12 protein-coding genes and 1 riboswitch are annotated in these 13333 nt (G+C 61.4%); of the genes, 2 read left to right on the forward strand and 10 right to left on the reverse strand.

Annotated features, from left to right (window positions below; genetic code table 11):
- Nucleotides 1–2 precede the first annotated feature (2 nt).
- From thiS to RHIBUN_RS0101370, 10 genes are all read right to left on the reverse strand, one after another.
- The gene (thiS, locus tag RHIBUN_RS0101325; protein WP_025658102.1) at nucleotides 3–200 is read right to left on the reverse strand and encodes a sulfur carrier protein ThiS; all 198 of its coding nucleotides are present in this window, start codon (nucleotides 198–200) and stop codon (nucleotides 3–5) included.
- Nucleotides 200–1171 carry a glycine oxidase ThiO gene (gene thiO, locus RHIBUN_RS0101330; RefSeq protein ID WP_025658103.1) on the reverse strand — a complete coding sequence of 324 codons (972 nt, stop codon included), beginning with the start codon at nucleotides 1169–1171 and terminating at the stop codon, nucleotides 200–202. Before thiO ends, thiS begins: the two co-directional genes overlap by 1 nt.
- Nucleotide 1172: 1 nt before the next feature.
- Nucleotides 1173–2999: a phosphomethylpyrimidine synthase ThiC gene (thiC, locus tag RHIBUN_RS0101335; RefSeq protein ID WP_025658104.1), complete on the reverse strand. Its 1827-nt coding sequence runs from the start codon at nucleotides 2997–2999 to the stop codon at nucleotides 1173–1175.
- Nucleotides 3000–3092: 93 nt separating this feature from the next.
- A riboswitch (TPP riboswitch) is annotated at nucleotides 3093–3204 on the reverse strand.
- 47 nt (nucleotides 3205–3251) lie between these two features.
- A complete protein-coding gene (locus RHIBUN_RS0101340) occupies nucleotides 3252–4022 on the reverse strand; it encodes a FadR/GntR family transcriptional regulator (protein ID WP_037214695.1) in 771 nt (256 codons plus the stop codon).
- Between the two features lie 18 nt (nucleotides 4023–4040).
- Nucleotides 4041–5102, reverse strand: coding sequence for a four-carbon acid sugar kinase family protein (locus RHIBUN_RS0101345; RefSeq protein ID WP_025658106.1), 1062 nt, complete (start codon nucleotides 5100–5102; stop codon nucleotides 4041–4043).
- Complete coding sequence (locus RHIBUN_RS0101350) at nucleotides 5099–6091, reverse strand: oligopeptide/dipeptide ABC transporter ATP-binding protein (RefSeq protein ID WP_025658107.1); 993 nt, start codon at nucleotides 6089–6091, stop codon at nucleotides 5099–5101. Before RHIBUN_RS0101350 ends, RHIBUN_RS0101345 begins: the two co-directional genes overlap by 4 nt.
- The gene (locus RHIBUN_RS0101355; protein ID WP_025658108.1) at nucleotides 6091–7098 is read right to left on the reverse strand and encodes an ABC transporter ATP-binding protein; all 1008 of its coding nucleotides are present in this window, start codon (nucleotides 7096–7098) and stop codon (nucleotides 6091–6093) included. The genes RHIBUN_RS0101350 and RHIBUN_RS0101355 overlap by 1 nt, the downstream gene beginning before the upstream one ends.
- A complete protein-coding gene (locus RHIBUN_RS0101360; protein ID WP_025658109.1) occupies nucleotides 7098–8057 on the reverse strand; it encodes an ABC transporter permease in 960 nt (319 codons plus the stop codon). The genes RHIBUN_RS0101355 and RHIBUN_RS0101360 overlap by 1 nt, the downstream gene beginning before the upstream one ends.
- 2 nt (nucleotides 8058–8059) lie before the next feature.
- Entirely contained in the window at nucleotides 8060–9016 is a 957-nt protein-coding gene (locus tag RHIBUN_RS0101365; protein ID WP_025658110.1) for an ABC transporter permease, read from the reverse strand.
- 142 nt (nucleotides 9017–9158) lie between these two features.
- Nucleotides 9159–10808: an ABC transporter substrate-binding protein gene (locus tag RHIBUN_RS0101370; RefSeq protein WP_025658111.1), complete on the reverse strand. Its 1650-nt coding sequence runs from the start codon at nucleotides 10806–10808 to the stop codon at nucleotides 9159–9161.
- Nucleotides 10809–11114: 306 nt separating this feature from the next.
- On the opposite strand from RHIBUN_RS0101370, the gene RHIBUN_RS0101375 reads away from it, so the two are divergent.
- Both RHIBUN_RS0101375 and RHIBUN_RS0101380 read left to right on the forward strand, forming a co-directional pair.
- Entirely contained in the window at nucleotides 11115–12020 is a 906-nt protein-coding gene (locus RHIBUN_RS0101375; protein ID WP_025658112.1) for a dihydrodipicolinate synthase family protein, read from the forward strand.
- A gap of 11 nt (nucleotides 12021–12031) precedes the next feature.
- A complete protein-coding gene (locus RHIBUN_RS0101380; RefSeq protein WP_025658113.1) occupies nucleotides 12032–13219 on the forward strand; it encodes an exo-alpha-sialidase in 1188 nt (395 codons plus the stop codon).
- Nucleotides 13220–13333: the final 114 nt, after the last annotated feature.

Here is a 13333-nt window from a genome sequence, read left to right on the forward strand (position 1 = left end):
GGTCAGCCTCCCTGCATCGGCGACAGGATTTCGATCCGGTCGTTGTCGTTGAGCGCGTGGTCGGCGCGGTCCTCACGGTGGACGATTTCGCCGTTGACGGCGGTCGCCAGCCAGTCGCCTTCGTATTCCATCAGCGTCAGCAGTTCGGACAAGGTTGGCGCAGCGAGGTCGTGATGCTCGCCGTTGACGATCAGTTTCATCAGCAATTTCCTCCTGGTTCGGTTCTGGAGAAGACAAGGTCCACAGCTTCCTGCGCCATGGTAGGCGCCAGCAGGAAGCCGTGGCGATAGAGGCCGTTGAGCACGACCGCCTCGGCCTCGCGGGTTACGCGTGGAAAATTGTCGGCGAATGCCGGCCGGATGCCCGCGCCGGTTTCGATAACGGTAGCGTCCGCAAAGGCGGGATGCACAGCGTAGGCGGCGTTCAGCAGTTCCATCATCGAACGCGCCGAGATGGGACCGGCGAACTCGGTCTCGATCATGGTGGCACCCACCATGAACAGGCCATTTCCACGCGGAACGATATAAACGGGGAAGCGCGGATGCAGCAGGCGAACGGGTCTGGCGAGGCAGACCTCGGGCGTGTGTAGATAGAGCATTTCGCCGCGCACGCCGCGAAGCCCGCTCGTTTGCCCGATGCGTGCTGCGCCCGTGCAATCGACGATGTCGTCGTAGCCGGTGGTCTCGGCCACTTGGCCGATGAATGCTACGCCCCGGGCGGCGAGCTTTTCTCGCAGCAGACCCAGCACTCGTCTCGGATCGAGATGTCCTTCCAGCGGGAAGAACAGGGCCCGCCTGAAGCGGCCTGCGAGAGCCGGCTCCAATGGGCCGATCTGCTCCTCGCCCAGCCATTCATGGCCGCTGGTGCGGCTGGCAAAGCGATCGAGTTCACCCTGGTCGCGCGCGGGGGCAACGACCAGCGTGCCGTTTCGGTGTACCTCGCCGGGCAGCATCATGTCCCACCGATCGATGGCACCGCGGCCACGCAGCAAGACGGCTTCGTCCGCGCCTTCACGCTCACACCACGGTGCCAGCATGCCGCCCGCGAGCCATGAGGCTGCCTGGCCGAAATCTGGATTCGGATCCATAACGGTGACGTCAGCACTGCGAAGAGTGAGTTCGTGCGCGACCGTGAGGCCGGCAACGCCGGCCCCTTTGACGAGGACATGCATCTCAGTCACGCGACTCTTGGATGATATCGATCGGCATATAGAGATCGCCACCCTCGCGGTATTTCGCCGCCATGGCGTCGAGCCCTTCTTTCTGCGCTTCAGCGCGGATGTCGTGCGAAATCCGCATCGAGCAGAACTTCGGGCCACACATGGAGCAGAAGTGCGCCACCTTGTGCGCTTCCTTCGGCAGCGTCTCGTCGTGGAAGCTGCGGGCCGTCTCCGGATCGAGCGACAGGTTGAATTGATCCTCCCATCGGAATTCGAAGCGGGCGCGCGACAGCGCATCATCGCGAGATTGAGCTGCCGGGTGACCCTTGGCGAGATCGGCAGCGTGGGCGGCGATCTTGTAGGTGATGACGCCGGTCTTCACGTCGTTGCGGTCGGGGAGACCCAGATGCTCCTTCGGGGTGACGTAGCAAAGCATCGCCGTACCGAACCAGCCAATCATCGCAGCACCGATGCCCGAAGTGATGTGGTCATAGCCCGGGGCGATATCTGTCGTCAGTGGTCCCAGCGTGTAGAAAGGCGCCTCGCCGCAGACGGCGAGCTGCTTGTCCATGTTTTCCTTGATCTTGTGCATCGGGACATGGCCTGGGCCCTCGATCATGACTTGGCAGTCCTTGGCCCAGGCGATCTTCGTCAGTTCGCCGAGGGTCTCCAGCTCGGCGAATTGTGCGGCGTCGTTGGCGTCGGCAATCGAACCCGGACGCAGGCCGTCGCCGAGCGAGAAGGAGACGTCATAGGCGCGGCAGATGTCGCAGATCTCCTCGAAATGCTCGTAAAGGAAGCTTTCGCGATGGTGATGAAGACACCACTTGGCCATGATAGAGCCGCCGCGTGAAACGATGCCGGTGACGCGGTTGACCGTAAGTGGGATGTAGTGAAGCCGCACGCCGGCATGGATCGTGAAATAGTCGACGCCCTGCTCCGCCTGCTCGATGAGTGTATCGCGATAGACCTCCCAGGTCAGGTTCTCGGCGATACCTTCGACCTTCTCCAGCGCCTGATAGAGCGGCACGGTGCCGATCGGCAGCGGCGAGTTGCGGATGATCCATTCGCGGATGTTGTGGATGTTGCGGCCGGTGGAGAGATCCATCACGGTGTCGGCGCCCCAGCGCGCGGCCCAGACCATTTTCTCGACCTCTTCGGCCATCGAGGAGGTGACGGCGGAGTTGCCGATATTGGCGTTGATCTTCACCAGGAAGTTCCGGCCGATGATCATCGGCTCGGCTTCCGGGTGGTTGATGTTGGCGGGGATGATGGCGCGGCCGGCGGCGACTTCCTGTCGGACGAATTCCGGGGTGACGTGATCGGGAATATGGGCGCCGAAGCTCTCACCGTCGCGCACAATTGCCTCGGCCTTAGCCTTGCGGCCGAGATTTTCGCGGATGGCGATGAACTCCATCTCGGGCGTGATGATACCGGCGCGCGCATAGGCGAGCTGGGTCACGGCCTTGCCGTCCCTGGCGCGGAGCGGTTGGCGCTTGGCGGGAAATTCCGGCGTCAGCCGCTCGCCGCTGGCAAAGCCGTTATCCTCGGGGCGCATCTGGCGACCCCGATAGGCTTCGACGTCGCCGCGCGCGAGTACCCAGCTGCGGCGCAGTTCCGGAAGCCCCTGCTCGATGCTGATGTCAGCGCCTTCGACCGTATAGATGCCGGAGGAATCATAGACCGTGACCGGTGGCTCGCCCGATGTCGGGTGGACGCTGATTTCGCGCATCGGCACGCGGACATCGGGGTGAATGTCCCCAGGGATGTAGATTTTCCGAGAGGCCGGTAGGGGCCCTGTTGTGACGGTCGGGGTGATGGTCTTTGCGGCAATATTCATGGTTTGAGGCTCCAAGTTTCAAGTTTGGAGACCCAGTCCTCAGCCGGAATGATGAAAAGACGCCGGCACGGATTCCGCGCGTGAATCCAATGCCTTCGAGCGCTTGCACCGTCCCTACGCCAGTATGAACTGGATCAGGTTCAACGGGTCACTGCGCACGATAGCAGTATCTCAGCCCCTTGCCGGGACCCCCCTGGTGAATGCGAAAAGGTTAGAGCCAGAGCAGCAAAGCTGTCAAGCCGACTGCCGTAACTACATGGAAAGGTCCAGAACGCGGCCCTCGAAGAGGCGGCTCTGCGAACCCTCAAGATGCGCCTTCATCAAAGCCCGCGCGTCTTCCGCACGTCCTTCGACGATGGCGAGGTAGATCTTGTTGTGCTCCTCGTAGACCTGCTCGAGGCCCTGACGCGGACCAAGGAGCGATAGGCCGTGAAGGTGCATGCCGACAGCGATGTGAGCCTTCAGGGCGTCGATCGAGGCCGTGTAGTAGTGGTTGTTGGCGGCTTCGGTGACGGCCCGATGGAAGGTGAAGTCGGCGTCGGTGCGATGAAGCTGGTGACTGGTCGCCTCGCGCAGATCGGCGAGTGCTGCCGCGATCTTCTGGATCGCCGCCTCGTCACGGCGCTTGGCAGCAAAGTAGGCGGCGGCAGGCTCGATCGTCAGGCGAAACTCGTAGCAGCGCTGGATGTCGGCGATCGTCTTCACCGGAGAATAGGAGAGCTGCGTCGTCGGCGAACCGTGGGCGCTGACGAAGGTGCCGGCTCCCTGACGGGCATAGACGATACCTTGATCGCGCAACCGCGCCAAGGCGTCGCGCACGATCGGACGCGAGACGCCGAGCATCGATGCAAGCTCATGCTCACCGGGAAGCCGCGAATCCGGCGGATAGTTTCCCGAGCGGATACGCTCCTGCAATTGGTCGAAGACGCGATCGACCAGCTTGACAGCCTTGCCGCGCTCCGGCTTGGCCGCCGAGGCCGTCTGGGCTTTCGCCGATACACCGCTACCTTCGTCCACCTTCACTCTCCCCGTCGGCATGTCCTATGCCGCCTGATTCTGTGCAATCAGTCTTACCAAACTATCAGAATTACCGAAGCCCCCGGACTTCACCGCGCAACGGAAAAGCAGGCCGTCTGCCGTTACGACGTCGAACCACGGAATACCCGCCTCGATTTCGCCCTGCGGCCTCAGGACCCGAATGCCGAGCGCGCGGAAAACCGCGAGCGCCGTATCGCCCCCGCCGACCATCAGCATGTCCGGGCGCGTCATCTCTATGGCCGATTTTACGCCTTTCGCGAAGCGGTCGGCAACTGTCGCAGCCTCGCTGGTGATTTCGCCGGTGCAGCGAAGGAGAATCGGCAAGCCAAATCGCGCTTCGGGAGGCACTGCTCCCATGGGGGCATCAATGGTTGCGGCGAGGCATTCGGTGCCTTCCAGCCTGGCCATTTGTGCTGTTGTGATCGGGTCGCGGGAGCCGAAGGCGAAGACGGTCCGGCTCGATGCGGCAAACGCTTTGCTTGTCCTGTTCGGCTGCCCGATCTTGCGGGCAAGTGCGGCTCCGATACCGCGGGCGCCGACGGCAAGGGCGTTCGTCCAGTCGTGTGCCTCAACCACTTGGTCGAGATCGCCGTCCGTTTCGGCATCGCGGACCAGCACCTCGGTGTCACTTGCGTCAAAAAGCTCGGCAATCGGCAGCGGCCGATCGACACCACGACCGACGACGTGACCGTTGCGGGTCAAACGCTCTTGATCGGGAATGGCTGGTGCCACCACGATTGCCTCGTGACCGAAGGAGGCAGCCAAAGCTGCGCTTTCCGCTGCAACGTTCCCCTTAAGCCGGGAGTCGATCTTTTTCAGAACGATTTGAGGCGAGGCGGCAAGAAGGGCCTTCGCCGCAGCGCTGACCCTTCCTGCCGCTTCCTCCTCCGGGAGAGCTCTCGAAGCCGTGTTGACCACCACGACCTCGCTACCGGTCGCAAGCGTTTCCGATATGGCCCCGACGTCGATCGCGACAGCGACGGAAAGTCCGGCGTCGACAAAGGGGGTTCCCGTGTCGAGCGCGCCGGTCAAATCGTCAGCGATGATCGCGACCTTCAGCGTCATTCAGTCTGTCCTGAGTTGACAGCGTGGCAGGCGACGAGATGGCCAGGCTTGGCTTCTTTCCATTCCGGCACGACCTTGCTGCACACGTCCATGGCGATCGGGCAGCGCGAGTGGAAGCGGCAGCCGCTCGGTGGGTTGAGCGGGCTCGGCACGTCGCCCTGCAGGATCTGGCGCTTGCGCGTGCGCTCCAGCTCCGGATCGGTTTCCGGAACGGCTGACAGCAGTGCCTTGGTGTAAGGGTGCAGCGGGTTCTCGAACAGCTCCTCGCGCGTCGCAAGTTCCGCCAGGCGGCCGAGATACATGACGCCGACGCGGGTACTGATATGTCGGACAACAGCCAGGTCGTGGGCGATGAAGAGGTAAGTCAGGCCATACTTCTCCTGCAGATCGAGCAGGAGATTAATAATCTGCGCCTGTATCGAGACGTCGAGCGCCGAGATCGCTTCGTCGCAGACGATGAATTTAGGCTGGCAGGCAAGTGCGCGAGCGATGACGACGCGCTGTCGCTGGCCGCCGGACAGCTCATGCGGATAGCGCTGCGCAAAGCGCGTCGGCAGGCCGACGTCGGTCAGCAGGGTGGCGATCTTGTCCTTGAGCTCCGCTTTGGTGCAGAGCTTGTGGAAGAGGATCGGTTCGCCGACTGCCTCACCGATCGTCATGCGCGGGTTGAGCGTCGAATAAGGATCCTGAAAGACGATCTGCAGGTCGCGGCGGAAGGGCCGCATCTGTTTTTCATCAAGGGTCGCGAGATCCTGGCCCTTGTAGACGACCTTGCCTGATGTCGCCTTGTAGAGGTTGAGGATAGTGAAGCCGGTCGTCGACTTGCCGCAGCCGGATTCGCCGACAAGCGAGAGGGTTTCGCCTTCCATGATGTCGAGGTTGACGTTGTCGAGCGCATAGACGGTCGCCGAGCGCTCGCCGAAGGCGCCGAGCTTGACGTGGAAATGCTTGACGAGGTTTTCGACCTTGAGCAGCGGCTGTGCACCCATCACGCAGCCTCCTGCATTTTCTGGACGACGAAGCAGGCTGTGCGGTGGTTTCCGGCGCCTGATAGCGGTTCGAGTTTCGGCACGCGCTCGTGGCAGACGGCTTCCGCCAGCGGACAGCGTGGGGCAAAGGGGCAGCCCTTGGGGCGGCGGCCCGGCTCCGGTGGCGTCCCGCCGATGGACGAAAGCCGGCTTGCCGGCGCATCCGAGAGCTTCGGGATCGAGGCGAGCAGACCGCGCGTATAGGGGTGGCTGGGGCGGGCATAAAGCTCGTCAACCGGTGCATCCTCGACGACGGTTCCGGCATAAAGCACGGCGACACGATCGACGAGACCGGCAATCAGCGCCAGGTCGTGGGTAATCCAGACAACCGACATGCCGAGCTTGGCGCGCAGATCCTTCACCAGATCGACGATCTGAGCCTGAATGGTGACGTCGAGTGCCGTCGTCGGCTCGTCGGCGATCAGCAGTTTCGGATTGCAGGCAAGGCCGATCGCGATCATCACACGTTGGCGCATGCCGCCGGAGAGTTCATGCGGATAAGCCTGCAGGCGCTCTTCCGGCCCGGGAATGCCGACGAGGCGTAGCAGTTCGACAGCACGTACGCGCGCATCGGCCTTCCTCATCCCGCGATGATAGATCAAGGGCTCGCAGATCTGGTCGCCGATGCGCATCACCGGGTTAAGCGAGGTCATCGGATCTTGGAAGACGAAGCCGATATCGCCGCCGCGCACCTTGCGCAGTTCCTTGTTCGACATCTTCTGCAGGTCGTGGCCGTCGAAGCTCGCGGATCCCTTGGTGACTCTGATCTTGTTCGGCAGAAGCCGCATCAGGCTCAGCATGGTCAGGCTCTTGCCACAGCCGGATTCGCCGACCACGCCAAGCGTCTCGCCCTTGTTGACGTGCAGATCGATGCCATCGACCACGACCGCTGGGCCGTTTCTGCCATCGATTTCGACCGTCAGGCCGCGGACATCGAGGAGTTTTTCGTTGGATCGGGTGGTGTTCATCACTTCGAACCCCGCGGATTGAGTGCGTCGTTGAGGCCATCGCCGAGGAAGCTGAAGGCGACCGAGGCAAGACCGAGAACGGCTGCCGGGGCGGCCAGCAGATGCGGATAGTGCTGCCAGACGCGCAGACCGTCCGAGATCATGTTGCCCCAGCTTGGGGTCGGCGGGTTGACGCCGATGCCGAGGAAGCTGAAGGCGCTTTCCAGAACCATCGCAGTGCCAAGGCCGGCGCTGACGGAGACGATCAACGGGCCAAGCGCATTCGGAATGACGTAGCGTTTCATGATGATCCAGTTCGAAAGGCCGAGCGCCTGCGCGGCCGTGATGTAGGGCCGGCTCCGGATCGACAGGACCTGGGCGCGAACGAGGCGCGCATAGGGCGGCCAGGAGATCAAGGCCATCGAGCCGAAGACCAGAATGAAGTCGACCCAGATGGTCTGGCGATAGAAGGGATTGAGCGTCGCCAGATACTGCGCCTCCATCCATTTGGTGATGGGGGACTTCAGCGATGCATTGATGACGACGACGAGGAGCAGGTTCGGCACCGACATGGTCATGTCCGTCAGCCACATGATGACGCGGTCGAACGGATTGCCGAAGAAGCCAGCGATCGCGCCAAGGATCGTGCCGATAAACACGGCGATGACGGTGACAATGACTGCGACCAGGAAGGCCGTGCGGGTGCCGAAGACGACTCGGCTGAACACGTCGCGGCCGAGATCGTCGGTGCCGAAGAGATGTTGCAGCGATGGAACGGCGTTGCGGGCCTGTAGATCCTGGCTCAGGTAGTCGTAGGGCGTCAGATACGGGCCAAAGATCGCGGTGAAGGCGAGGATTGCCACGACGATCAGGCCGAAGACGGCAAGCTTGTTGCGCTTCAGGCGATACCAGGCGTCGCGCCACAGGCTGACGGGTGCTTCTTCCTGAGCTGCGACGGGAGAGAGAGGGATGGCGGACATGGTCAGCGGCTCCTTCTTGCATCGTTGGCACGCGGATCAAGCAGCGGATAGAGAACGTCGACCAGAAGGTTCGAGATCATCACCAGGAAGGATCCGATGAGCGTGATCGCCAGAATGACGGGGTAGTCGGAATTGGTCAGCGCCTGCACGGTCAGGCGACCGAGGCCGGGAAGACCGAAGACGAGCTCCACGAAGATCGCGCCGTTGACAATGGTGATCATGATCAGGCCGAGCTGTGTCACGACGGGCGTCAGCACCGGGCGCAGGATATGGCGCAGCGCTACGACCATCTCGGGCACGCCCTTGGCGCGGGCGGTGCGGACGAAATCTTCAGACAGTACCTCGATGACGGCGGCGCGTGTTTGGCGGACGATCAGCGCGATCGGCTGAAATGAGAGCACGATGAGCGGCAACAGGATGCGCACATCGAAAACACCACCCCAGCCATACGGCACCTTGACCATCGGCAGCAGCACGATAAGGCCGACCATCAGCAGCGGGCCGGCGACATAGGCCGGTATCGCCCACAGAAAGAGCGCGCTGCCGAGGATCGTATAGTCGAGGCGGCTGTTCTGGTTCATCGCGGCGATCATGCCAAGCGGAATGGCGATAACAGTCGTCAGGATGATGGAACAGAGCGCAAGCTTGAAAGAAACGGGGGCTGCAGCCGACACCATTGCCCAGACCGAGCGGCCGGATGTTAGCGAGTTGCCGAACTGGCCATGCAGCAGGTTCCAGATGTAAAGGGCGAACTGCTCGATGAAGGGCCTGTTCAGGCCGGCACTTTCGCGGATGGCTTCGATGCGCTGCGGATTGTAGGCGACATCGCCGGGTGCGCGCAGAAAGATCAACTTGATCGGATCGCCGGCGCCGTAGAAGGCCAGCGCGTAGACGGCCAGCATCACGATCAGCACGGACGGAATCCAGATGGCAAACCGGGTCAGCACGTAGCGTAACAAGGTCATCTCCCACCGGTTGGCAGACACCTTCCGCATCAACGCGGACATGTGATGTCTTCTTGAAACTTGCGCGAAGGCCTTGCGGTCTTCGCGCGGTTGCTAATATGCCCGAGGGCTATCTGTTTCAGAGTTTCGTGCCGGCTCAGCCGATCGAAATGTCCCAGGGCGCCACGACCTGCCAGTCGAGGTTCTTCTCCATTCCCTTGACCTCTTTGGTGGCCCAGCGGGACATCGCCTGAGAATACCACGGAATGAATGCCCAATCGTCGCGGAATGCCTTCTGAGCATCCTGGGCGAGCTTGACGCGCTGCGGATCATCGACGGCTTTCGTCGCCGCTTCGGCAAGTGCCGCATCGACCTTGTCGTTCTTGTAGCCGCCAAGCTTGTTCTGTGCGTTCGACGAGGTCGAGGCGATGCAGCCGGCGAGATAGGAAACGGCATCGGGAACACGAGTGCCGACGTCGTCGCGGAAGATCTGGACGGCGTTCTGGTCCGGACCGGCATAGGAGTCCTGCTGCGGCTTCATGTCGACGGCCGTGATGCCAAGGTTCTGGCGCCACTGCTCGGCAATGAACTGGGCGGCAGCCTCGATAGCTGGGGCGGAAATGCCGACGAAGAGGATCTTCGGCAGGCGCTCGGGACCACCATAGGTCGATTCGGCAAGCAGCTTCTTTGCTGCGGCTGGATCGTACGGATAGGGCTCGAAGCCGGAGTTTTCGGCGCCGGGAACGGAATTCAGGATCTGGTCGGCCTTCTTGTGCGGACCGTCAGGATAGGAAGCCTTGAAGAGGCCGTCACGATCGATTGCCATGATCAATGCCTGGCGAACCTTCGGATCGTCCATCGGTGCGCGGGTGACGTTGAACCAGAAGTGCTGGCTGGTCGGGATCAGCGGACCGGCGGAGAATTCGGGGCCGAGGTCCTGGATAATCGTCGAGGTGACCAGTTCCGTGTGTGCGTTGAACTCGCCGGACTTGATGAGCGACGTCGCGGTGACGTTGTCTTCGATCGAGGTGATTTCGATGCGCGCGAGCTTCGGCTTCGGGCCAAAGAAGTTCTCGTTCGGCTCGAATACCAGCTTGCCGGCGTCGATGTCGATGCTCGTCAGCTTGAACGGGCCGGAATAGACGGCGCTGCTGTCGGGCTTGTACCAGTCCGCCACTTCCTCGCCGTCACTACCACGAGACTGCGCGGCCTTGGTGATCGGTGCGATATGGTTGGCAAGGCGCATGAAGAAGATCGGGTCGGCTTCCGCCAGCGTCACGACGACGGTGCCTTCGTCAGGCGTGGCGACGCCCGTCAGCTCGTTGCCGGAACCGGCGCCGATTTCCTTGTAACCCTGAACCTTGCTCAGTACCTGGTCGGCACGCTGGCTCTTGGTGTTGGGCATGGAGGCCACTTCCCAGGATCCCTTGACATCAGCCGAGGTGATCTTGCTGCCATCCGAGAAGACAGCCTTGGGATCGATCTTGAAGGTCCAGACCTTGTTGTCGGTCGACTCCCAACTGGTGAAGACGTATGGCTTGATCTTGCCTTCGCTGTCGAAATACATCGGCGAGGCCCACCAGATCGAATTCCAGCGGAACGGAACGCCGCCGCCGCGCAGCGGCGACCAATCCTGGTTGAAGGCCGGATTGGCAACCTTCAACACCTGACCGTCATCGGCCAGCACGATGCGAGCATTCATGCCGAAGATTGTGAGGCCGACGCCGGCGGCGAGGCCAAGCTTCAACGCGTCGCGACGCGACACCTGCGCTTTCTGCGCAATATTCCCTTCATTCCGATCAGTCATCGTGTCCTCCCATGACAAAATCAGTGACGGCACCACTTTCACTCTGTTCCCGAAAGTGCGTCACGACATGGCGCAGACACTCGCGCGATAATGTAAATATGTCAATACAAATTAATCGATGGCGCTTGCGTCAAAAAGATCGAAATATTTTCTGTAATTTTTTCAATATGTTAAAAAATCGCAATCGAAGCTCTCCGTATTGTCATATTGACAACAAAGGTTCAGGGGATGAAGAAAACGCCATCTTGCGGGCCGGATTTCCGGTCGCTGCCGCCTTTTTCGCGGCGTTCATCCGAGGAGGACGATATGAGCAATCACAAGATTACAGGCGTATTTAGCGCGGCCGCGACGCCACTCAATGCGGATGGCAGCCCGGATCTCAGCCTTTTCACCGAGCACTGCCAGCGACTGTTGCAGGAAGGTTGCCACGGCATCGCCCTGCTGGGCACGACGGGGGAAGCAAACTCCTTCTCCTCCAGCGAGCGCCGTGCAATTCTCGAGGCAGCGCTCAAGGCGGGCGTGCCGGCCGACAGGCTGCTCCCGGGGACGGGCGTCGTCGCCATTCCTGAAACCGTCGAATTGACCAAGCACGCCCTTTCGCTCGGCGTGACGAAGGTCGTGATGCTGCCGCCCTTCTACTACAAGGGAGTTTCCGACGACGGATTGTTCGCTGCCTACTCGCAGGTCCTGGAAAAGATCGCCGACGCCCGGTTGCAGGTCATTCTCTATCACATCCCGCAGGTCTCGGGCGTTCCGCTTTCGATTCCGCTGATCGGCCGACTGATAAAAGCCTTCCCCGACACGGTCGTCGGTATCAAGGAATCGGCCGGCGATTTCAATAACATGCAGGCGATCATCGCGGCTTATCCGGGCTTCTCCGTGCTGGCGGGCGCCGATCCGCTGCTCTTGCCACTGCTGAAGGCCGGAGGTGCGGGCTGCATCACGGCAACCTCCAATCTCGTCGCGAATTCGCTGCGAACCGTTTACGACAAGGTGCATGACGAGACGCAGGCCGGCGCCGTCGAGGCCGCCCAGGCTCGCATCAACGCCTATAGAACGCTTTCCAATTCCTACGTGCAGATCCCGACCATCAAGGCCATGGTCGGGCTGAAGACCGGCAACGCTGCCTGGAAGCGCACGCGTGCGCCGCTGATGCCGATCAGCGATGCCGACTACGTCGCGCTTTCCGAAGCCTATGCCAAGCTGCCGTAGGGAGCGCGACCATGAGTTCCACAGCTTTGCCAGCCGAGGCCGTTCCGGCACTGATGACCGGAGAGATCGTCGCGAACGCGAACGAAATGGGGCGCGCAGATGCCTATCTGCCCTCCCCTTGCATCCAGAACCATGCCGCCAACCTCGCCTTTCTGCCTGACGGGACACTCACCTGCGTTTGGTTTGGCGGCACGATGGAGGGTATGGGCGACATTTCCATTTACATGTCGCGGCTTGCCTCGCATGCCGATGTTTGGTCGCAGCCGGAGAAAATGTCCGACGATCCCACCAAATCCGAGCAGAATCCACTGATTTTCACGGCTCCTGATCAAAGGGTCTGGCTGCTTTACACCTCGCAGACCTCGGGCAATCAGGATGGTTCTGTTGTCAAATGTCGGACGTCCGAGGACGGTGGCAAAACCTTCGGAGAGGTCCGCCTTCTCTGCGATATCCCAGGCACCTTCGTTCGCCAACCAATCGTCGTCAACGAGGGCGGCGCCTGGCTCCTGCCGGTCTTTCGCTGCATCGGATTGCCCGGCGAGCGCTGGACTGGCGACGTGGATACGGCAGGCGTGCTGATCTCCCGCGACCAAGGCGAGAGCTGGGCTATGACCGAGGTCCCTGACAGCATTGGGGCGGTCCATATGAACATCGTTCCGACCGACGATGGCAACCTTGTCGCCTTCTATCGAAATAGGTTCGCCGAATCCGTCTTGTGCAGTCGCTCGAGTGATGGTGGTGAGCATTGGAGTGCGCCGCAGCCGATCGATCTGCCGAACAACAACTCGTCAATTCAGGCGACAAAGCTCAAAAACGGCGTGATAGCAATGGTTTATAACCATTCCAATGCGTCGATGTCGGACGCTCGGCGACAGTCGCTTTACGATGAGATCGAAGGTGACGATGAGATCAAGGCGGTGTCGGCGCCGGCGATCGAGCGCCGCAAGGCCGTCTGGGGCGTTCCCCGTGCGCCGCTCAGCCTCGCCTTCTCCAACGACGGCGGCGCAAGCTTCCCACGTCGTATCGACCTCGATACCGGCGATGGATATTGCCTGAGCAACAACTCGAAGGACTCGGTGAATCGCGAGTTTTCCTACCCTTCGATTGTCCAGGGGCCTGATGGCACTGTGCACATCGCCTATACCTACTATCGCCGAGCCATCAAATACGTCCGGCTTTCGGCAGACTCGATTGCCTGACGCCTTCACAGGTTGTCAGTTGTGAACCTCATCGATCCGACGCGGCTCATCGGAGCACTAAACGCGTCGAATTGGATGCTTGTTTTGACAACTTTTGCGCCCTTCTTCCGACGA

The sequence above is a fragment of the Rhizobium sp. IBUN genome (assembly GCF_000510625.1).
Taxonomy (GTDB): Bacteria; Pseudomonadota; Alphaproteobacteria; order Rhizobiales; family Rhizobiaceae; genus Rhizobium; species Rhizobium altiplani.

Excerpts from the sequence above, each read along its gene's own strand:
- RHIBUN_RS0101360 (WP_025658109.1), bottom strand. The coding sequence starts at position 8,057 with ATGTCCGCCATCCCTCTCTCTCCCGTCGCAGCTCAGGAAGAAGCACCC.
- RHIBUN_RS0101380 (WP_025658113.1), top strand. The coding sequence starts at position 12,032 with ATGAGTTCCACAGCTTTGCCAGCCGAGGCCGTTCCGGCACTGATGACC.
- thiC (WP_025658104.1), bottom strand. The coding sequence starts at position 2,999 with ATGAATATTGCCGCAAAGACCATCACCCCGACCGTCACAACAGGGCCC.
- RHIBUN_RS0101355 (WP_025658108.1), bottom strand. The coding sequence starts at position 7,098 with ATGAACACCACCCGATCCAACGAAAAACTCCTCGATGTCCGCGGCCTG.
- RHIBUN_RS0101370 (WP_025658111.1), bottom strand. The coding sequence starts at position 10,808 with ATGACTGATCGGAATGAAGGGAATATTGCGCAGAAAGCGCAGGTGTCG.
- thiO (WP_025658103.1), bottom strand. The coding sequence starts at position 1,171 with ATGCATGTCCTCGTCAAAGGGGCCGGCGTTGCCGGCCTCACGGTCGCG.
- thiS (WP_025658102.1), bottom strand. The coding sequence starts at position 200 with ATGAAACTGATCGTCAACGGCGAGCATCACGACCTCGCTGCGCCAACC.
- RHIBUN_RS0101375 (WP_025658112.1), top strand. The coding sequence starts at position 11,115 with ATGAGCAATCACAAGATTACAGGCGTATTTAGCGCGGCCGCGACGCCA.
- RHIBUN_RS0101345 (WP_025658106.1), bottom strand. The coding sequence starts at position 5,102 with ATGACGCTGAAGGTCGCGATCATCGCTGACGATTTGACCGGCGCGCTC.
- RHIBUN_RS0101350 (WP_025658107.1), bottom strand. The coding sequence starts at position 6,091 with ATGGGTGCACAGCCGCTGCTCAAGGTCGAAAACCTCGTCAAGCATTTC.